Below are 19,972 nucleotides of genomic sequence, written 5' to 3' on the forward strand. Positions count from 1 at the left end.
CCTTTTGGATGAAGGAGGGCTTTTTTGTACAAGTATTTTTTCAATAGTTTTAGATACTCTTATACTTTTAAATTTTTTAACCATACTTCTCTATCCCGATGGTTTATATACTACAGTTAGTAATCAATTGTATAAGAACTGGTTTTTGGGCTTGGCAAATCTACATGTGCAATTAATACTTGCTGCATGTTTTTTTTCAATGGCTTCGTCTATTTTAAAATATGGAAAGTTTAAAATTTCAGTACATAATTTATTTATTTTTTTGTTCGGAATAATATCTGTTCTTTTGACAGGAAAGGCAACACCCTTTATTGTGCTTTCTGTTATTATGATTTATTTTATATTTTCACGTCAACTGGAAATAAGTCGTTTTATGAATGGATATACTGTAATTGTAACAAATTTGGTGTTATTCATTGGCATCGCGGTATTGAATATACAAGAACGTTTTGCCAATCTCATAATATCTGTATTACATAGGGATTTAACCTTTACCGGAAGGACACCATTATGGAATTTAGCTCTTGTGGCAATTAATGATAGACCCAGAATTGGACACGGTATTGAACGCTTATCTATATTTGCTCAAAAGTTTAATTTAAATACATGTCATAATAATTATTTATGGGTCATGTATCGTACAGGGATAATAGGATTTATATTATTACTCATAATTCTATTTAATGTTGCATTAAAACTATCAAAAGAAAAAAATCGTGTTTTTACAACGTTTTGCAGTATAATTTTACTCTGCATTATGCTGATTTGGCAAAGTGAATCAATGAATGGCGTTATTTTCTTTGCCATATATGCAATTATGTACCACTGTGAACGTTTGCAAATAAATTCCAACAGACATATTGCGGAGATAAAAAATGAAAAATATCGCGTCAAATTTCATCTATAATACACTTTATAAAATACTTGTTATTATTCTTCCTCTTATTACCGCTCCCTATGTTACAAGGGTTCTCGGGACAGAATATACAGGGATTTATACATATAATTTTTCAGTAGCAAAGTATTTTGTAATTTTAGGTTATCTTGGTTTTGAAAACTATGGAAATCGCTGTATTGCCAGAGTAAGGGATGACTCTAATAAGGTGGAGAAAACATTTTCTGAAATATATTCTGTACAATTAGTAACCACAATCTGTGCCGGATTACTCTATCTACTTTATGTTTTATTTGTTGCAACATCGTATAAAATCAATGCCGCTATCGAAAGCCTTTATGTAATCTCATCTTTTTTTACGGTAGGATGGTACTTTTTTGGGCTTGAAAGATTTAAACTGACTGCATTACGAAGTATAGCTATACGTCTGCTGAGTTTTGTGGCAATATTTGTTTTTGTAAAATCTCCATCTGATCTTGGTATTTATACGGCAATTTTAGCAGGAAGTGTACTACTCAGCGAAATGATCCTCTGGCTGACAATAAGGAAAGAGTTACATTTCAAACTATCGATATGTACTGGCTTTAAAAAGCATTTTAAAGGAGTCATCATACTTTTTTTCCCAGTACTAATTATTAATATTTATAACACCATGGACAAACTTATGTTGGGGCAGATTTCTACGATGTCTCAATTAGGGCTTTATGAATATTCCGACAAAATTGTAGAAATCCCCTATAGTCTTATAGCATCGCTCGGAGTTGTCATGCTTCCGAGGATGACATACTTACTGAATAATGGTCAGAATAAACAAGGAAAAATCATTCTAGAGAAATCTCTAAAATATATGATGTGTCTTGCATGTGCAATGGCTTTTGGACTTATGGCGATTGCAAAGACATTTGCACCAGTATACTTTGGTAAAGGGTTTACCGCATGTGGCCCACTTGTTATGTTAATGGCACCGATGATTATTGTTCGTGCATTTGCTAATGTCATTAGGACTCAGTACTTAATCCCAACACAAAAAGATAAAGAGTATATTATATCATTAGTTATAGGTATGGTAATTAATTTGGTACTGAATATTTGGTTGATTCCTATATATGGAGCATTGGGGGCTGCAACAGGAACTTTAATAGCAGAGATTTCAGTTGCCGTTACTCAGATAATTTCCTCCAGACAAGATTTAGACCTAAAGCGATATCTTGGTAATTCTATTCCTTTTTTTATAATTGGGATGATTATGTTTGTAATAGTATATATCACAGGAGAAAACATGCCGTGTACGGCGGTTTATTTAGTATTTGAAATTATTTTAGGAATTCTATTGTATAGTATACCTACAATTGTATATTTTTACTTTACAGATAAATCAACATTAAATATTTTTAAAAATAAAAAAAGATGAGGTAATGTAAGATATGATACTACATATTTTCCCGGTAGGGATGTTTACGAAAGATTATATTAGTTTTATCAAAGAAAATTTTGATACTAATGAACATTGTTTTGTAAAACCTTTAAATGCGAATAAGGCAATGGGAGACATTTATCATTTAGATTTATTTGATAGTTATGCTAATTGTGTCAATATATTGTCTTTTGATTTTTTAAGTAAGTTGAAAAAATGTAATGGGATTTTGGTACATGGTATGTTTGGTTTAAAACAGCCTCTGCTCTTTAACATTCTTCCCGGACTTTGTAAAAAAGCCAATTGGCTTATTTGGGGTGGAGATCTATATGGAAGCCAGGAACAGCGTAAAGGATTTAAAAAGAAATTCGGCGAGTTGCTGAAGAGACATGCTGTAAAGAAATTTCAATTCATTACTACACTTAATAAACGTGATTATAAATATGCTAAACAATGGTATCATGTCAAAGGGGAAAATCTACTGGCCACTTACCCTGTTAGTTCGATGCTTGAATTAGAGAAAATAAATTTAATTCCTAAAAGGCCAGATGAACCATTAAAAATAATCATTGGCAATAGTGCTACTAGCACTAATCAGCATGAAGAGGCACTATCTATATTATCAAAATTTAAAGAAGAAAACATAGAAATATATTTACCACTTTCATATGGCTTTGGGGATTTTCATGCTTATGGGGAAAAAATAGTAACATATGCAACAAAGATCTTTGGGGATAAAGTGCGTCCAATCTATAAATGCATAGATGCCGGAGAGTATACCAATCTTCTTCAACATATGGATATCGGTATATACAACAATAATCGTCAACAAGCAATGGGGAATATCCAGCAAATGGTTTGGTTTGGCAAGAAAGTGTATATGCGTACTGACACAAGCATGTGGGAAAATTGTAGGGATGACCGAGAATTCATTTTAAACGATATTAGTATGATACCAAATCAGTCATTTGATGATTTCAAATACTATAATCCTCAAATACAAAAAATAAATATGCAAAATGCTCGTAAGTATCATAGCTTAGAGCGATATTTAAAAGTTTGGGGAAATATCTTTGAAAAAATGTCACAATAAAGAAAGTTATTTAAATTAAATGATGTTGATTTGTAATTAAAACTGAACCAGGATTTACGAAAGAAAATTGATTTCTGCCGTTTTTTTTTGGGCAAAGAGCGAGGCCGCCGCTCCATGACCGATCAATCAGTCATTTTGCAATGCCCCCTGATATTAGCCCTCCAAAGGGCTATCATTACTGCTCGCCCAAAAGGGCGGCATTGCAAGCCTTGTTACTGGTCCGCTTACAAAGCGGTACCTCTTGAATCTTCTTTGGGAGATTCTTCTGCTTGCTCCTTTATGTATTTCTGTACTACTTCATCGGTAATATTACCAATTGTCTCTATGTAATATCCTCTTGCCCAAAATGCTTTAACCCATTTGCTCTGCAATTCTGGATGTCTATCATAAATCATTAATGTACTTACATAATGTGTTTATGATTTCCCTAACATCGTCTTTAATTTTCCCGTATAGTACTTTTTGTTACTGTTCATTCGTCGACTTGATATAGGAAAACCGATGGTGTAGACGCATCTTAGTCGAAACCATCGGTTTTCTTTATCTAAATATCTGGGATATCTGCTCAAATACATTTGTTTCTTCTTGGCGTATCTTAACAAGCATGCTCATGCATTGACAGAGATAATCGAGATTTCCCTGAATTTCCCATCTGCTGATTTTGTGAACGGACAGTTTTCTGAAAGACCGGCACGAGTATAGTTAGTACCGGGTTACTTTTTACTCATTTATAGCTTATCGGCATAGTGCTCTAAATTAAGCGCCTGTATGTTGTGTGTGATTTGATGTTCAATAGAAGGCAAAGTCATATAATCCCCATAAGCAACTGTCAAAAATTCATCATATCTTCGGGGTATTTTATATTGTTCACCTTCAAAGTTGATATCAATGAAATCATCAAATATATCTCGCAAAAAAAACCAATAACTATAGCATGATCCAGCATGAACACAAACTCTTTTTGTTTCGGAATGCTTATTAATTAGCTTGTCAATCCATTTATGCATCGTTTTTTTACTCAATAACAAACCTAAAAGATCCGATGGTAAAAACTTAATTCTTTTTAATCTACTCTCTCCTTTCCAAACCTTGACCCCTGATTTTGACATCAAAGCCTGGGATAAAATAGCTATAAATCCGCCTTCTATTTTTCTTACAAATTCATTATCTGAAATGTAATAATATGGGAAAACATCGACAAAAACTTCATTATGCAAAAGATTAGGGTTACCCTTTTCTTCAATGTATAATGAGTTTTTCAATCTGATTTTTGTAAAAACAAGAGCATTTTCTTTATTTGTTATGTAATTGTCTACAAAAAAGTCATTTTTTAATTCTGTCTGTGCATAGTATAGGAAAGTTTCATAATCTTTTTTTAGCATCCCTATATCCATGTCATCATCCCATGGTATAAATCCCTTATGCCTTACAGCACCTAGCATAGATCCAGCATCTATAAAATATTGGATTCCATGCAGACTGCATATACGAACAATCTCATTCGTTATATATATCTGTGCTTTTCTCAGAAGTTCTCTATCATTCATGTTCTTACCTCTCTGATCTATTTCGAATTTCTGCTAGCTTTGAGAAAACATAACGTCTTTTTTTAATGACCACGATTACAATGACTGTAATTACTGTGTATCGAATTATTTTATTTATATAACTGACCAACATCAAGACCATTATGATAAGCATTCCAACCGAAAGTGCTAACACAAATCGCATATTATAAGTCGGCTCCATATCCTTTTCTCTTGATACTATTCTTCTATACGCAAAATAGTGTGCAAATGAAAAAACTATATAACAAAATAGTGTAGTATATCCCGCAGCTATATAGCCGTACAATCTAATACAAATATAATTTAAAGCAATATTTAGCAATGCTCCTGAACAAGATGCAACCATAATTATTTTTGTCTTTTCAAAATAAAACTCCACGTTTGCAAATAGAGGATATAAAAACATAAAAAATACGGACGCTGCAACTGGTGGCATAATCCAAATTGCTGCATAATACTCTTCTGTCGCAAAGATACTAATTAATTCCGGACCAAAAGCCATCGCACCAATACACCCCATAGCCACTAACAGCAACAAGAAATTTGCATTTTTACTAATGTCACTATAGCGTTTTGCCTTAATATTCTGGTAAGTATATGGTATAAAAGAACTATTTATTGCCCCAGTAATAATAGTCATCATCATAGCCAATGTGTAAGCGATTCCATATATAGCTGCTTCCGAAGCACCACACATTTTATCAATCATGATTCTGTCCGATTGATTTAACAGTGTCATTGATAAATAATGCGGCATAAGCGGAATATTAAACTTTAATGCATACTTCCAAAAGAAGTTATCATAGAACTTCTTCCCTACAATAAAACTTCTAATATAGAAAATCAAACCCAGGATCACCTGTACAAAAACAAAAGATAACACTCTAGCTTCTGCCTTGTAATTAGTAGCCATTACCGAAATAATGCCTAAAAAGGGAGACCCTAAGGCTATTATCATAGTTGTAACTATGAGTGCCTTATATTGATATCTATATCTCTGTTCTGCTGCCCAAAAAAGATACGCGGGCTCTAATAATAATTGAGCAAACATTACCAATACAAACAACGTCGACAATCCTAGCTTTTCATTCCAAAAATCAGGTTGAAAAATATAAATAACAAATAATAATGCTGTCACTGTCGTTGACAATCCTTGTAGAGATGCAACCAATTCGTTCTTTTTCTCAGGATATTTTGTTAGACCATTGTTAAATACTCCTGCCGAGAGATTTAACGTAGCAAAAATAGCCAGAATTTGATACCATGATTGATAGACTGTATAAACGCCGTATTGCTGAGTAGTTAATATTCGTGTAAAAATCGGAGTTGATATCAAAGCAATTCCCTTTTGGATAATATTACATATAGTAAACCATAGAGATGCTTTAGCCGGAGCCGGCATATTCTCATATTTATCCAAAAGCATCTTAAATCCTGCCTTCATCGCTGTACCCTTCCATTACCTCCATTTTTAAGTAATATCTCAACATCAGCAACTGTTGTTCTATTATAATCGCCCTCGATGGTATGCTTCAAGCAACTAGCTGCAACGGCGAACTCAATAGCTTCTTGTTCTCCTTTTCCGGTAATCAGACTATAAACAATTCCTGCAGTAAAGCTATCTCCACCACCAACGCGATCTACAATTTGAATATTGTACTTGGTAGAATAAAATGCCTTATCTTTTTCAATAGAATAAAGCATTGCACTCCACCCATTCACACTAGCATTATAGCTTTCACGTAACGTAATAGCAACATACTTGCATCCGTATTTCTTACAAATTTCTCTTGCAACAAATTCATATCCTGCTTTGTTAAGTTTACCAGCCTCAACACAGTTATTCTTTGGTTTAATATCAAGAACTTTATCTGCATCCTCTTCGTTGGCTATACAAACATCAACATATGGCATAAGAGATGTCATTACCGATCTAGCCTTTTCAGGTGTCCATAATTTTCCTCTATAGTTAAGATCACAAGATATAGTAATATCTTTTTCTTTTGCTGCTTTCAATGCATCTCTTGTAATCTCTACTAATTCATCAGATAAAGCCGGATTGATGCCAGTCCAATGAAACCAATCAATGCCTTCAAAAATATTATCCCAATCAAAATCTTCACGTTTTGCCAAAGCTATCGCAGAATAAGCTCTATCATAGATAACTTTACTTGGTCTTTGCGATGCCCCCTTTTCGAGATAATACAAACCCATGCGGCCATCGCCATAAACGATCTTGCTTGTATCAACTCCAAAATATCTCATGGAATTAACAGCGGCTTTACCAACATCACTATCAGGAAGTTTGGTCAGGAAGGAGGACTCAAGGCCGAATATCGATAAAGATACAGCAACATTGGCCTCTCCACCACAGAATGTAGCATCTAAACAATCTTTTTGAAACAGCTTAGTGTAGCCAGGTGCCGCTAATCTTAATAATATCTCTCCAAATAATAATACTTTCATTTTTCCACCATACCTTACTCTATATAATTTTTCCGCCCCCAATAATACTCTAGTCGTTCTGCTCTTTCTATCCTCCATAATCAGACCACTTTCTTACTATCGCTTTCATGCATTCGACTTTATACTCCATTGAATTACAAACTAATATGTTTTGGACTAGTTAAAAATTCAATTTCAATCTTTTTACTATACTGTTCTAATACTTCAGTCATTCCTATATTCATTGCATCAAGAACTGCATTTCTTGTAATGAATGCCAACTGGCTATCAGCATAGTTCTCTTTGGAATCATGTGAATAGCCATCAAATCCAGCTAGAAATACTTTCTTAACGCCATGTTGCATTAAAAGATTAATCGCCATCAATCCAGCATTATCCTTGACAGCATTAACGCCATTCACTAAGTCACTATATTTAACCTGCAAATATGTGTCACTTGAAGGAATATTAGATGTAACTATGCACTTTGACTTCTTGTCATCAGATAATTCCTTATAACGTCTTAAATTACTAAGGAAAATAAAATCTGTATCCGCAATTGAATATTCAGAGTTCACGCCAATAGTGATAATACTATCATCTTCCATTGCCTCAGTAATCTTCTCAACCTCCTCGATACTGCTCTTACCTGGCGCGATTAAAAGCACTGTTTTTCCATATAACTTCTGCTCAAGTTTTGCAAGATGTTCTTCTTGAACTTTGCCCATAGACATATAAGAGGAATATAGTTCTTCAGCATAGTTTTTATCATAAGAAACCTTTTTAACAGAATCCATCATATCGAAGATTTCGTTCATATCTTCAACCGTAAGAGTTTTCTTATCATCAAGATAGACTGCATAATTCGGGTGAGCGCCATGTGCAGCAGAGAGATAATTCGGTAAAGAATATCCCCAATAGTTTCTCTGATAGAATCCATTTAAAATTTCATCGATAATGGTGAGAAGCGGTTTTAATTCATACTCACCATGGGCATTATCATTAAGGTACTCAACTAATAATTCAGTATTTAAATTGCCAGCACCTCTTCCCATACCATAAATAGACGAATCAATAATCAAATCTCTCTTGGTGTGGAAATCAACCAAGCTCTGTGCGTTTGAATAAGCCAGCTGCATATTGTTGTGGGAATGGAAACCAATCTTTATTGTATCTTTCAAATTGTGGTCAACAATATAAAGGAGGCGGATCAAATCTTTCTTCTTCATCTGTCCAAAACTATCAACAATATAGAATGCATAAGGTTCCAATTCATTGATTTTATGAATCAGGTCAATATACTCTTCGTCGGTATATCTCAAAGAAACCATTCCCTGAATAAATACTTTATAACCTTTATTTTTAACTTTTCTGCAGGTTTCGATTGCGTTCATACGGTCTTTTTTATGAAAAGCAATGCGAATACCATCTAATGCTGTTCCGTCACAATCAGGTAATGTATCAACATCGTACTTGCCATAATCCATAAGAGCAACAAACAGCTTACCCTTACGATTCTTGGGAATAACAGCACTAAACTGTTCCATCTTTGTGAAACGAGTTACATCCGTATTGAATTCATACTGATTAGTCAAAAATCCGCATTCTACGATATCAATATTAGCTTCCATTAATCCTGCAACAATCCGCTTAATGTTGTTGTATTCAAAATGACAGTCGTTACAATATCCACCATCACGCAGAGTACAATCTAATATCTGAATTTTGTTCATTTCCTATATTCTCCTTGCTACCACTAATCTTTTTTATTAAGGAATAAGTGATTAAAAATTGCATCGGCAATCATAAAGTCTTCAGTTTCATCAATATCAACACTTTCAATTTCTCCAACCTCTACAATAAAAGGCTTCTTACCAATTCTTCTGTGCAGTTCAGACATCACTTCTTTTTTATAAATATAAAATCCGCTTGTCTCTTCATACAGTGCAGGAAGATCCTGTGTACGTGGAATATTATCGAGAGCATAATTAAAAGGCATTCCATCCTTCCACAAAAAGTCTTGAAGCTTCTTTGCAGCAAAGGAAGAATCATACTCTCCTGAGTTAACAGCAGCCAATCCTTTTTCAATCGACTCTTTTGTCATAAACGGAGCCGTGGTATGTGTCATAACATAAATATCTGCCGGAACTTCCTGAGTAAAACAAGTCAACACCTCAGTCATACTTGTAGTATCTTGATCTAAAGACTTAGAGCGATTCAGATACTGTACTCCTTCTGGGATAAACTTCTGAATATCAGGATTACTGCAATATACATAAACTTCGTCAATTCCTTCTACTGATAAAAGAGTAGAGAGAATGTAATAGCATAAAGGTTTGCCATTAGTGAAGGACTTAGTGTTCTTCTGTGGTAATCGCTTATTATTTAATTTCATTGGTACTATAGCTATAGTTTTCATTTTGCCGTTTCCTTCCAACTTTTTATCATATCTTCGAATGATTCATATTTTCTATATCCGCTCATATCTATCGAATTAACATTATCATTATCAAGACCACAAAAACGGTGAGTTTTAATATAATTTTTTACAATACTATTATCACTAAACAACGCCTGATATATTATCATGTCATTACTTGTAATGTCAGATTGTTTCCTTTGCTTGTTTTTGTAATAAATCTTTGCGCTTTCTTCAAATCTGGCACGTGATTTGATTAAATATTCCTCTAATGTACAGATTTTCTTAGCTGGGTTTCCAGCATATACCGCATTAGACTCTAATATCCCATGAACAACGCTTCCAGCGCCGATTATAGTATTATCACCTACTACTGCTCCCCCAAGAATAGTTGAATTCATACCTATAAACACGTTCTCGCCGATAACTGTTTCCCTCTGCACTCTTGGTAATTCCCAAAATACATTTCCTAGTACAGAATAGCTATAATCATGCGCTAAGATAGTCACGCCCGCCGTTATCTGAGTATTCTTACCAATCGTTATATACTCCAACGAAGTTTCGTCAATGCAAGTATTTCTTGCATTATATATAGTTACATTATCCCCAATCACTGTACCATTCTTCTTTAGCCATTGAATGTAAGTGTCTCCATCAGTATGATGCTTATAGATTATTCTTTTCAAAAAATGCACAAATGACATAAATCAAATCTCCTCTGAAACTCGCGTTGGAAACAACGAGCACAGCTTCAAAATAACCTCTTTAGTATACTTAATACGTGCATTATCTTCTGGCATTTCACTAACCTTGAAGATCATCTTTGCATTTGAATTAAGCAACAAAAATGTGCTAATCAGAGCTGTTGACGTCATTGTCACCAGAATCTTTTCATCTAAATTCTCCAAATTCATAGCAATCAGTTCCCACGGCACGCTTGAATCGTGACTTGTAACAAAACCAACTTGTGCAAAACGATTTTCTTTATTTCTTGGATGCCGTTTCACAAATATTGCTTCTTGTCCATATTTTACCGCTAACTGATTTACAATTGAAATATCATCCACATCAATCCCATCATTATAGTATGACTCTTCAAAAAAGATTACACGCTGATGATAATCGTCAACAAGGGCATCATACTCAAAAACATAATTCAGTACACGCCTAATTTCATCTATGTACTCTTGTAATGCTGGTATTTTTTTGTAACTTGACTTATCTCCCCATAAAACCAATTCAGGAGTAAAATAGTAAAAGCATGAATACAATTTTAAAGCATGAGGGAAAAATTTATAAAAAATTCTTTTATGAAAACTACTATTACATTTTCTTCGTTGTATTGCTTCCTCATAAATACGGGAATATGATGAGGCCCCTTCCTCATACATTTCAATTTTTAATTTGGGATTATATTTCAACAACCATTGTCCGAATGAATTTGAAAATCCCCCCAACCCTGCGAATAGATATGTATCATAATAATAATTATCTAAAGGTGTATTCTTAAGAATCTTTTTCATTTCCAGATTTCTGAAAAAAGGCACATTATAGATTCCTTTATTCCAGTCAACAGTTTCGTTGTCAATTAGAAATAATTCATTAAAAAACTTTGTCTCTGATAATCTTTGTATTATTCTTATCGAATTAGGCACTGATTTTGACATAACTAATGTAACTGAGTTGTTTTTAAATAACCCAATTCTTAAACAACATGCCACAAACAATTGGTATACAGTACAGCAGTGTATGCAAATTTTTTCATTAGTCACTAATATACCTCCTTAATATACCGCTATTTTCCATTTCGAGAGAGATAGACAAAGGCACGGCTAAATTAATCATTTGTGTAATAAAATACGTTGATGTATTATCTGTTAAATACAAAATAAAACCATAAATTGTTATCAACAAACTGCATTCTGCAACGGTATTACCGAATTTGTGTTTTAGTATTTTCGTTCGTGAAACAAATAAATAATAAACCCACCAAACAAACACAAAGAATCCTAATTCTATATAGTTTACAATAACATCGCTATGCACCGATGCTGCTATACCATAGTTATCAATTCTGAAATGAGACAAGTACAATTCTGACCATAATCGAGAAAAATATGTGTATCCTAGACCCCAAAAGCCCGGATTTATTTCAAAATATTCAGCAGCATATCTATAATAACCAAGCCTATTTTTAGGATCCATACCAAGTTCTAATGTCAGTATTTCAAGCATACCTGTTTTTATTAAATACAAGTAGATTATGGAACCCGCTGAAAATACAACGAAGAACAAAAAAGCTCTATATTGTATATTTTTCCCTCTTCTCATCAAAACAATATACATGGCAATTGCAATGATAAGTGCAAGTATCTCGATTTTTTTTAAACCGAATACTATCATAAAAAATGTAATTATAATTTTAGTTTTATGATTTTTTCTTTTCTTATCCTCGAAGAAAGAATAAAAAAGAAAGAGCATTCCCATTGCAAACGTAAGGTCGTGTACTTCCATATAATAAGAACCAGCCATCTCATTTCCCAGCAAACTACCAAAAAAATACTGAATCACATATGTTGGACCATATACCAAACCAAGAGGTATGATAGATCCTAAAATATACGATGTAACCATTGCCCAAAAACAATAATCAATTACTTTTCTCCCAAACAGATAATATCCACATGAAACAAACCCCCATGCCAAGATTAGATAAAGAACCGTACTAAATAGACGAGTATAATTTCGAAATATTACATCAGTTCTAAAAAACCATATGATAATCGAGTATCCGATAAAAACTAAAAATGGTATTAATACACATTTGACGTTTTTGATTATTGCTACTCGTCTTTCGGTTTTTAACGTATTTGCTTTGCTTTTATAATTTAGATAAAAAACAGCTAGCATATATAAAGACCATATACCTGCTATTAGATATTTTATATTGTTGTTAACATTTATCCCCCAAAAACGCGTTGTGGATACTATTGAACAACTAATAAAAAACATCACTCCTTTTAGGCTGATTTTCAAACCAACACCCCCTTACGTCAAGCTCTCATTTTCAGATACAGGCAGTATCCAACTGGTGACAGAAGTAACACAATTGCTCTTTTCCTCTGCCTAATAATATTTTTGGCGAATCAGATGTATACGCATATGTACATATCCCTATTAAAGGTTAACGTAAACTCAGTAATTCTTACCGCTGTATTCGTATCCTTCATTTTTTTCTCCCCATCATATCAACCATCCACGGCCATTTATAAAAAAGGCTCATAAATAAAAGGCGCTTTTTTATATTTAAGCTGTTCAACCTTATCTCAGAAAAAATTTTTCTATATACAACACTATTTGAAATTTCTAAATACTTAGCTTTCTTATTTTTATACGAAACAGCTCTATTTGCTTCTTGCTTAACACAAACAATGGAATTTATTAAAAAACTATATCTTGCTCGTGTTTTTGCTTTTTCGCCTAAGTTGTACTTATCAATTATCTTATTTTGTTCTTCATAGAACTTGATTGATTTTTCAAATCTATCTTCTCTATAGCTATGGGATAATGAATTTTCGTTCGAAAAATAATAGTAATAATTCCCATTAGAAAAACATACAACATTCGTATGTACAAGTAATTTAGAGGTAAATATGTAATCTTCACTAAGGACTTTTCTTTCAGAACTAAATCGCAGTTTATTGTCTTCAATTACTGATCGTCTAAAAAAGGCACAACAAACGGATCCAACCCCATATTCATCGCCTTTTTTTTCAATTGAAGCACCGAAAGAAAGTGGTAATAATTTTTCGTAAATATCAGTTTTGAAAAAGCAAGACTCTGGATATTTTTGCTGTCCAGTTGTTATTATCCCATTAACATCATAATTGCAACCAAAATAAACTGCATCTGCATCACACGTGGTAATTCTGTCAACTAACTCCTCGTATGCATTAGTTTTTATATAATCGTCTGAATCTATAAAAGATACATATGTTCCAGTGGCAATATCTAACCCACTATTTCTTGCATAACCTAATCCACCATTTTTTTTATGAATAACTTTAATCCGTGAATCCTTTTTCGCCCAATAATCACACTTCACTCCTGATGAATCAATGGAACCATCATCCACCAAAATGATTTCTAAATTCGAATATGTCTGTGACACAATGCTTGTTACACATCGGTCAATGTATTTTTCAACATTATAAACCGGTACAATCACAGATACTAAATTGTTTGTGTACATCATGCAACTCTTACCTCTTTATCTGCTCAGCAATATCAGCGTCAACGATTTCCTCGCCGGTCTTACCAACCAACTGTGCCTTACTTGCTTCGCTCAATCCATTGTTTACTGTTGCACACATATCACATGTGCTACACTTATCTAATTCTTCTTTTGTAACTTTACCATCTCTAAAATCACGTACCACCTTGAGTTCATACATGGAATATGGCTTCTTCATGAACAATGCTTTCAGTTTGTGACATATCACCCAAAAACCAGGTTTCCAGATGTACTTGTGCATAGCAGGACTCACACTACCAATCATCCAGCAGTCTCGGTCACAGCAGCGCACTTTCTTACGGACTGCTTCGGCTTCTGGACTACTCCACAATTCATCCCAATTCTGATTATTTAGGTTGCCCATAACTTCCTTGTCCTTGGTACCGTTGCAAGGCATAACATCACCATAAGGGTCAATAAAGAATGTATCAAAAGACATATCACACGGAAGAAGTCTCTTCTGACCATAGATGTAATTAATAAGACCGTGATTAAAGTATGCACGCATCCATTTCTTAGGGCTGTTACTCTTGAGCAGTTCATTGACTAGATTCTCGAAATTCTGTGCCACCATCGGACGGTCATGAATAATATTCTTAGCTTCAACAAAATAAAAGCTGTTATGTAAAGATGCCGTTGCAAATTCCATACCCATTTCATTAGAAATTTTGTAAAGTGGCACGAGATCAGGAGCATTTTTGTCCTGGACAGTCATACCGAAACCAACGTCCTTCATCCCCATTTCACGTAGCTTCTTCAATGTACTGTATCCGCGTTGGTAACCATTATCCAATCCCCGGATTTCATTATTTGTCTGCTCCAATCCCTCAATAGAAATACGGATACCGATATTCGGAAATTCTTTGCAGAGTGCCACAATACGGTCTGTGAAAAAGCCGTTTGTGGAAATCACGATACGGTCAGATTTCTTGTACAACTCCCGGACAATCTCCGGCAGGTCAGTACGAATAAACGGCTCACCACCGGTAATGTTTGTGAAGTACATCTTTGGCAACTTCTTGATAGTTTCAATTCTAATCTCTTCTTCTGGTTTGGACGGTGCCTTATACCTATTGCACATAGAGCAACGAGCGTTGCAACGGTATGTAACAATCACGGTTCCGTTTAATTTTTTTTCAGGCATTATTTTTATCTCCTCAAATTAATCTATTTGCTTTTTTTATACGATTAAGCAGAATCTCTCACCCCTTGTATATCTTCATCAACTTCTCACAGAACTGGTGTGCAATACATTTGGCTTTCCATAACAGAGAAGGGCAGTTTTCGTACCACTCCGATGGATAAATCCTGAATCCAGCTTTACAAATCAGTTGCTCTAGTTCCTTCCCTGTCTAAAATCCAAAGTTTTTATATTTGAGATTCCATTAATGGTTCTTCCCATGGTCCGGTACTAGTAAAGATAAAGTTTATCTCTAGCAGTTCATTACAGACCTTAGCAGAGTTCCAATTCCTTTCTCGTCAGAAAATCTGCCGAAATAGAGAGTATAATCGTACTTGATTGGTACCGCTATCATGATATCCCCCCATAAATTTGGGATATCTTACCGTAATATTCAGATAGGGTATCACGTTTGATATTCAAGCAGTTTTTTGCAAAGTTCTGTGTCTTTTCACGATCACTCCAAAGTTCTTTAATAACCTCTGCAAGTTCCTTGCAATCCTGGCTCTCAAACAATCTGCCATCTTCCTTATCGACAATAAGTTCTGGTATCCCTCCAATATTTGCACCAATAACAGGCGTTCCACGCTGCTGGCTTTCCATCACGGCAAATGGACAGTTTTCAAACACTTCTGATGGGCAAATAGAAAATCTTGCTTCCCTTATCAGTCGATCCAAATCTTTTCCTTTTTGAAAACCTACATTCTTTACATTTGGAAGACAATTTATCTCAGTTTCTAATGGCCCAGTTCCAGCAAAGACAAATTGGATATCTGGAAGCAGTTTGCATACTTCAGCCAAAGTATGAATTCCCTTCTCAGCAGAAAATCGCCCGAAATAGAGAACATATTCCTGCTTCTCTACTTGTTCATCAGGAATAGAATCGATGAAGTTGTGCATTGCAACTGTTTTCTCTTGGAATAACGGATTCGTATCCATCTTCTTTTTCATGAACTCAGAACAGCATATAATTTTATCTATATATTTATAGACACCTTTCCACTTCCAAAAATACGCCTCCAATGTACCAATCATACTTTTAGCAGTAGAACCATGGATACATTTACCTTTGGTACAGTTCATAAAATGACCACCTAAGCATTTTTCACAATTCTGATGTGTATTTGGATTATGGAGCTGGTGGTTCGGGCAAAGAAGTTGGTAATCATGTGCCGTAAACACAATCTTACAGTCATGCTTTGCTTCCTTGCGCCATTTAACAATTTCCAATATTATGGATGGGGTAAGCTGATAATTAAAATTATTAAGGTGAACCACATCCGGCTGGAAATCATCCAGAACCTTTCTAATCTGTACTCTTGCTTCCTTTGAATAAATTGTCTTAATGGGATAAGTAAGCTTTGCCAGCTTGCCACCACCATGGAAGTCCATGTCAGATGTATACGCATCGACCCGATTCCCTACGCAACGTCCTTCATGCTCCATACCAAAATACTGAACTTCATGTTCCTGACTTTGTAAATATTCACCTAGTTTAAAAATGTATGTCTCTGATCCACCATTGGGATACAGGAACTTATTAACCATTAAGACCTTCATTTGATTTCTCCTCTTATTTCACCTTGATGAACTTTCCTGGGTAGAGGAAGAACTCAAGTACTCTTGTTTTTTTCATTATTTCTGCCGCAATAATTGGTCCTGTAAAATTTATGGTAAGGCCGCCAATGACATGAATCACGCTACTACAAACACCAAGCTTTAAAAACAGTGCTTGAAGCGGAGCTATAAGCAAAGTATGTACCACAAAAATTGGCATCGAATATTTCCCAAGCTATACAAAAACTCCATTCTGTTTACCGTTCATATCTGCTTTTAGTACAAGCAAAGTTTACTGATATGCAAGTGAAAATTCCTAGTAGGAACGAATCTACGCTATTATTAATTCCATGCTTATGAAGCAAGAAACTCAGTGTCAAAAACAGACCTTCAAATGTCAATCCCCATCGTCAACTCAGAGTTCTCTTTTCTACACCCACCTATCATTTTCTATACAACTCAACCGTCTTCCTTACCACATCATCCCAGTTATACTTCTTGCATATAAACTCCGTTGCCCCATTTTTATACTTCTGCACTGTTGTCTCATCATCACAAAGCATCTGTAATTTTTCTTTCAGATCAACCACATTACCCTTTTTAAATGTTACTGCATTTTCTTCCACAACCTCTGTACATTCCAGAATATCTGAAATTATGCAACAATTTCCGTAACTCATTGCCTCCAATAGACTCAGCGGCATTCCCTCTAGGTCACTCGGTAGTGTATAGATGTAAGCATTACTATATAACTCATCCAGCATCTGCCCCTGCACAAAACCTGTAAAAAGAATTCTTTCATCTTCTTTTGCCAGTTCTTTCAATTCTGCTATAAAACTATCTGTATCAGACGCTCCTCCAGCAATAACTAATTTCTTATCTGTTTTAACTTTCTTAAATGCTTGAATCAAATAACGCAAACCCTTCTCTGGTACCAATCTACCCAGAAAAAGAATATAACCATCTTTCCCTAGTCCGAACTTTTCTTTTATTAGCTCCGCTTTTCTTATCACTGGTTGATTTACCCCATTTGGTATAAACACACTGTCGCGTCCATATACCTTTTTAAAGTAATTCTGGACGCCTTCGCTCAATACAATAATCTCATCAGCATATTTAACGGCACATTTTTCGCCCAGCATAATATAGGTACTGGCAAATTTTCCCCACTTTGCCCGCTGGTGGTCCAGCCCATGTATAGTGGCAATGCATCTTTTTCCCCCAAATTTCGGCAGCCACAACATAGTACACGGTCCTTCTGCATGGTAATGAACCACATCATATAAGCCGAACATGGCTCTAATGCTGGCAAAGACAGAGGATGTCATTGCAGCCAAACCTTTCTTATCTATAGTAAAGACCTCTTTAATCTCCACACCTTTATATTCTTTCATTTTTCCGGTAGTGCCTTTTGCCCCACTATCAAACTCCTTACCACTGACATGATGTCCTTTACGGTTAAAACAGACCACAGAATGCCCAAGTTTCACCATCCGTGTAGACAACTCTTCTACCACAATCTCAATACCACCCTCACGGGAAGGCATCCTCTTGTGACCGAGCATTGCAATTCTAAGCGGTTTGTTTTCCTTGTCTGTCAGAGTTTTATTCTTTTTAAGCTGGCTGTAGTTATCATTCTGCTTTTTCATTCTCCAAGCCACCTCCAACGTATTCTCAAGTCCTCTCAGCCCATTTTCCCCTCCCAAAAGTGTCTATATTATCACCACAACACCATCTGTATCAATCAAACTTTCCAGTCCCTGGTAGCACTATCAACACCCTTTCTTACCGATTTTGGGGTGTAGGTGATATTTTTTGGGGAGGTGATCATGATATTTCTATGGCTTTCTGGGTTGCAATTATGCTTATTCCAGGTTGTGAGTGCCCCTGTGACAATGATTTTCCACGTCATTTTCCTCACTAATTTTGTGACATAGTCATTTTGAGTAAACTGTCATGATAATTTATCATTCTTTCTGCAAATCAAACGTATAAGAAAAGGGTGGCTCTAACCGCATATTTCAAGTTATAACCACACTACAAGTTCCAACTATTGTTTTTATAGAAAGCCCTTTTCTATTTGGAATTATTCTTAAGTTCTTGGTAGAACCTGCTTTTTCCATAAACTATGCACTGTGCGAATCTCCAAATAATTGTTATTATTAGCACTTTCCCCCCCTCCCCATATTTTATATTTAACCTAACCCACCAATTAATCCTGCATTAAAAGCGAGGCGCATAGCAGTGGAAAAAACATTTCTAAATATTCCAGATTTTATATGGTCCAACATCACTACGGTGATCAGTACCTTGATCTGTGGATTGATTGTTGCATTTTTTACTTCAACATTTCTTAAAAAGAAGGAAGAACGCACAAGGATTGCGGGGGGGATATCGTAGAAAAGCGTATTAATAGTGAGCAGGATGTGCTTCATTTTCTCGAAAAGGAACTTTTTAAAGAAGAGATTAAGATAAAAAACAGCAGTAAATACGATACTGAAATTTCGGATTTGCTAAAGACGTATGGCTTACCTGAACCTCATAACGGGCATATACAATATGCACGTATATTTCTTTCACAGGATAATTTCAGGGCGTTTTTCCATCAATTTGAGGATAAGATCATGACTCATAAGCTTTGGCTTGATACAAAGGTAAAAACACATCTGATTTTTATGCAGCTGTATTTCGGCGTTTTTAATATCATTCCGCTTATGGTAAAAAGGATTCCATTGCCAAAAGGGCAGGAGTTAACAGAAGAGGAGTTCAAAACAGTTTCGAATAAGGTCCTGTTTTTGCTAGGTATCAGCTGTGGCGGCGAGATCAATGAGTTTATGTCAGAATTGAATGAATTGATTTATCGAAGATGGATCATGGCAAGTATGAAGAGTTCCTAAGGTCATCTGATTCGAAAATGTATCAGGAAATGCAAGACGAGTTTCAGTCATTTAAAAACACAATAGAAAGAGCGGTGCAGGAGAGTGGTGGGAGAGTGGCAAAAGAGTAAGTAGCAAGTAATAACTTCTATAAGAAATAAAACAGGCCATGCTGTAATTACTTCCACAGCATGGCCCGTCTTTCATCTGAATCTCTTGACAGACTCATTT

17 protein-coding genes and 1 pseudogene are annotated in these 19,972 nt (G+C 35.0%); 4 read left to right on the forward strand and 14 right to left on the reverse strand.

Annotated elements, in window-relative coordinates:
- From AC4OGX_RS18780 to AC4OGX_RS18790, 3 genes are all read left to right on the forward strand, one after another.
- Nucleotides 1–907, forward strand: a 907-nt coding sequence (locus tag AC4OGX_RS18780; RefSeq protein WP_493332244.1) for an O-antigen ligase family protein, incomplete at its 5' end; no start/stop codon positions are given.
- Entirely contained in the window at nucleotides 876–2,306 is a 1,431-nt protein-coding gene (locus AC4OGX_RS18785; RefSeq protein ID WP_493332246.1) for a flippase, read from the forward strand. The genes AC4OGX_RS18780 and AC4OGX_RS18785, both read left to right, overlap by 32 nt.
- 40 nt (nucleotides 2,307–2,346) lie before the next feature.
- Nucleotides 2,347–3,402, forward strand: coding sequence for a TDP-N-acetylfucosamine:lipid II N-acetylfucosaminyltransferase family protein (locus tag AC4OGX_RS18790; RefSeq protein ID WP_493332247.1), 1,056 nt, complete (start codon nucleotides 2,347–2,349; stop codon nucleotides 3,400–3,402).
- Between the two features lie 224 nt (nucleotides 3,403–3,626).
- Here the strand turns inward: AC4OGX_RS18790 and AC4OGX_RS18795 are convergent.
- The 14 genes and pseudogenes from AC4OGX_RS18795 to AC4OGX_RS18860 form a co-directional block, all read right to left on the reverse strand.
- Nucleotides 3,627–3,867 (reverse strand): annotated as a pseudogene (locus AC4OGX_RS18795) (transposase); the annotation flags it as partial.
- A 263-nt stretch (nucleotides 3,868–4,130) separates the two neighbouring features.
- Nucleotides 4,131–4,949, reverse strand: a complete 819-nt coding sequence (locus AC4OGX_RS18800; protein ID WP_493332248.1) for a LicD family protein — start codon at nucleotides 4,947–4,949, stop codon at nucleotides 4,131–4,133.
- Between the two features lie 4 nt (nucleotides 4,950–4,953).
- Nucleotides 4,954–6,414, reverse strand: coding sequence for a lipopolysaccharide biosynthesis protein (locus tag AC4OGX_RS18805; protein WP_493332249.1), 1,461 nt, complete (start codon nucleotides 6,412–6,414; stop codon nucleotides 4,954–4,956).
- The gene (locus AC4OGX_RS18810) at nucleotides 6,411–7,436 is read right to left on the reverse strand and encodes a PfkB family carbohydrate kinase (RefSeq protein ID WP_493332306.1); all 1,026 of its coding nucleotides are present in this window, start codon (nucleotides 7,434–7,436) and stop codon (nucleotides 6,411–6,413) included. The genes AC4OGX_RS18805 and AC4OGX_RS18810 overlap by 4 nt, the downstream gene beginning before the upstream one ends.
- A 134-nt stretch (nucleotides 7,437–7,570) precedes the next feature.
- Nucleotides 7,571–9,148 (reverse strand): aldolase catalytic domain-containing protein, encoded by a 1,578-nt coding sequence (locus tag AC4OGX_RS18815; protein WP_493332251.1) that lies wholly within the window; start codon nucleotides 9,146–9,148, stop codon nucleotides 7,571–7,573.
- Nucleotides 9,149–9,171: 23 nt separating this feature from the next.
- Nucleotides 9,172–9,834 (reverse strand): acylneuraminate cytidylyltransferase family protein, encoded by a 663-nt coding sequence (locus tag AC4OGX_RS18820; RefSeq protein WP_493332253.1) that lies wholly within the window; start codon nucleotides 9,832–9,834, stop codon nucleotides 9,172–9,174.
- Nucleotides 9,831–10,538, reverse strand: coding sequence for an acyltransferase (locus tag AC4OGX_RS18825; protein ID WP_493332255.1), 708 nt, complete (start codon nucleotides 10,536–10,538; stop codon nucleotides 9,831–9,833). Before AC4OGX_RS18825 ends, AC4OGX_RS18820 begins: the two co-directional genes overlap by 4 nt.
- Before the next feature lie 3 nt (nucleotides 10,539–10,541).
- Nucleotides 10,542–11,606: a polysialyltransferase family glycosyltransferase gene (locus AC4OGX_RS18830; RefSeq protein WP_493332257.1), complete on the reverse strand. Its 1,065-nt coding sequence runs from the start codon at nucleotides 11,604–11,606 to the stop codon at nucleotides 10,542–10,544.
- Complete coding sequence (locus AC4OGX_RS18835) at nucleotides 11,599–12,870, reverse strand: hypothetical protein (RefSeq protein ID WP_493332258.1); 1,272 nt, start codon at nucleotides 12,868–12,870, stop codon at nucleotides 11,599–11,601. Before AC4OGX_RS18835 ends, AC4OGX_RS18830 begins: the two co-directional genes overlap by 8 nt.
- A gap of 190 nt (nucleotides 12,871–13,060) precedes the next feature.
- Nucleotides 13,061–14,089 carry a glycosyltransferase gene (locus AC4OGX_RS18840; protein ID WP_493332259.1) on the reverse strand — a complete coding sequence of 343 codons (1,029 nt, stop codon included), beginning with the start codon at nucleotides 14,087–14,089 and terminating at the stop codon, nucleotides 13,061–13,063.
- A 7-nt stretch (nucleotides 14,090–14,096) separates the two neighbouring features.
- A complete protein-coding gene (locus tag AC4OGX_RS18845) occupies nucleotides 14,097–15,272 on the reverse strand; it encodes a radical SAM protein (RefSeq protein ID WP_493332261.1) in 1,176 nt (391 codons plus the stop codon).
- 387 nt (nucleotides 15,273–15,659) lie between these two features.
- Entirely contained in the window at nucleotides 15,660–16,868 is a 1,209-nt protein-coding gene (locus tag AC4OGX_RS18850; protein ID WP_493332262.1) for a glycosyltransferase family 4 protein, read from the reverse strand.
- Nucleotides 16,869–16,881: 13 nt separating this feature from the next.
- Nucleotides 16,882–17,085: a hypothetical protein gene (locus AC4OGX_RS18855; RefSeq protein WP_493332263.1), complete on the reverse strand. Its 204-nt coding sequence runs from the start codon at nucleotides 17,083–17,085 to the stop codon at nucleotides 16,882–16,884.
- A gap of 223 nt (nucleotides 17,086–17,308) precedes the next feature.
- Nucleotides 17,309–18,430: a glycosyltransferase family 4 protein gene (locus tag AC4OGX_RS18860; protein WP_493332307.1), complete on the reverse strand. Its 1,122-nt coding sequence runs from the start codon at nucleotides 18,428–18,430 to the stop codon at nucleotides 17,309–17,311.
- Nucleotides 18,431–19,489: 1,059 nt separating this feature from the next.
- Here AC4OGX_RS18860 and AC4OGX_RS18865 point away from each other — a divergent pair.
- Entirely contained in the window at nucleotides 19,490–19,762 is a 273-nt protein-coding gene (locus AC4OGX_RS18865; protein ID WP_493332265.1) for a hypothetical protein, read from the forward strand.
- The last annotated feature ends 210 nt before the right edge of the window (nucleotides 19,763–19,972 follow it).

The organism is Faecalicatena sp., assembly GCF_058819085.1.

Excerpts from the sequence above, each read along its gene's own strand:
- AC4OGX_RS18855 (WP_493332263.1), bottom strand. The coding sequence starts at position 17,085 with ATGCCAATTTTTGTGGTACATACTTTGCTTATAGCTCCGCTTCAAGCA.
- AC4OGX_RS18840 (WP_493332259.1), bottom strand. The coding sequence starts at position 14,089 with ATGATGTACACAAACAATTTAGTATCTGTGATTGTACCGGTTTATAAT.
- AC4OGX_RS18850 (WP_493332262.1), bottom strand. The coding sequence starts at position 16,868 with ATGAAGGTCTTAATGGTTAATAAGTTCCTGTATCCCAATGGTGGATCA.
- AC4OGX_RS18810 (WP_493332306.1), bottom strand. The coding sequence starts at position 7,436 with ATGAAAGTATTATTATTTGGAGAGATATTATTAAGATTAGCGGCACCT.
- AC4OGX_RS18790 (WP_493332247.1), top strand. The coding sequence starts at position 2,347 with ATGTTTACGAAAGATTATATTAGTTTTATCAAAGAAAATTTTGATACT.
- AC4OGX_RS18860 (WP_493332307.1), bottom strand. The coding sequence starts at position 18,430 with ATGCTCGGTCACAAGAGGATGCCTTCCCGTGAGGGTGGTATTGAGATT.
- AC4OGX_RS18805 (WP_493332249.1), bottom strand. The coding sequence starts at position 6,414 with ATGAAGGCAGGATTTAAGATGCTTTTGGATAAATATGAGAATATGCCG.
- AC4OGX_RS18800 (WP_493332248.1), bottom strand. The coding sequence starts at position 4,949 with ATGAATGATAGAGAACTTCTGAGAAAAGCACAGATATATATAACGAAT.
- AC4OGX_RS18820 (WP_493332253.1), bottom strand. The coding sequence starts at position 9,834 with ATGAAAACTATAGCTATAGTACCAATGAAATTAAATAATAAGCGATTA.
- AC4OGX_RS18845 (WP_493332261.1), bottom strand. The coding sequence starts at position 15,272 with ATGCCTGAAAAAAAATTAAACGGAACCGTGATTGTTACATACCGTTGC.
- AC4OGX_RS18785 (WP_493332246.1), top strand. The coding sequence starts at position 876 with ATGAAAAATATCGCGTCAAATTTCATCTATAATACACTTTATAAAATA.
- AC4OGX_RS18825 (WP_493332255.1), bottom strand. The coding sequence starts at position 10,538 with ATGTCATTTGTGCATTTTTTGAAAAGAATAATCTATAAGCATCATACT.
- AC4OGX_RS18865 (WP_493332265.1), top strand. The coding sequence starts at position 19,490 with ATGACTCATAAGCTTTGGCTTGATACAAAGGTAAAAACACATCTGATT.
- AC4OGX_RS18815 (WP_493332251.1), bottom strand. The coding sequence starts at position 9,148 with ATGAACAAAATTCAGATATTAGATTGTACTCTGCGTGATGGTGGATAT.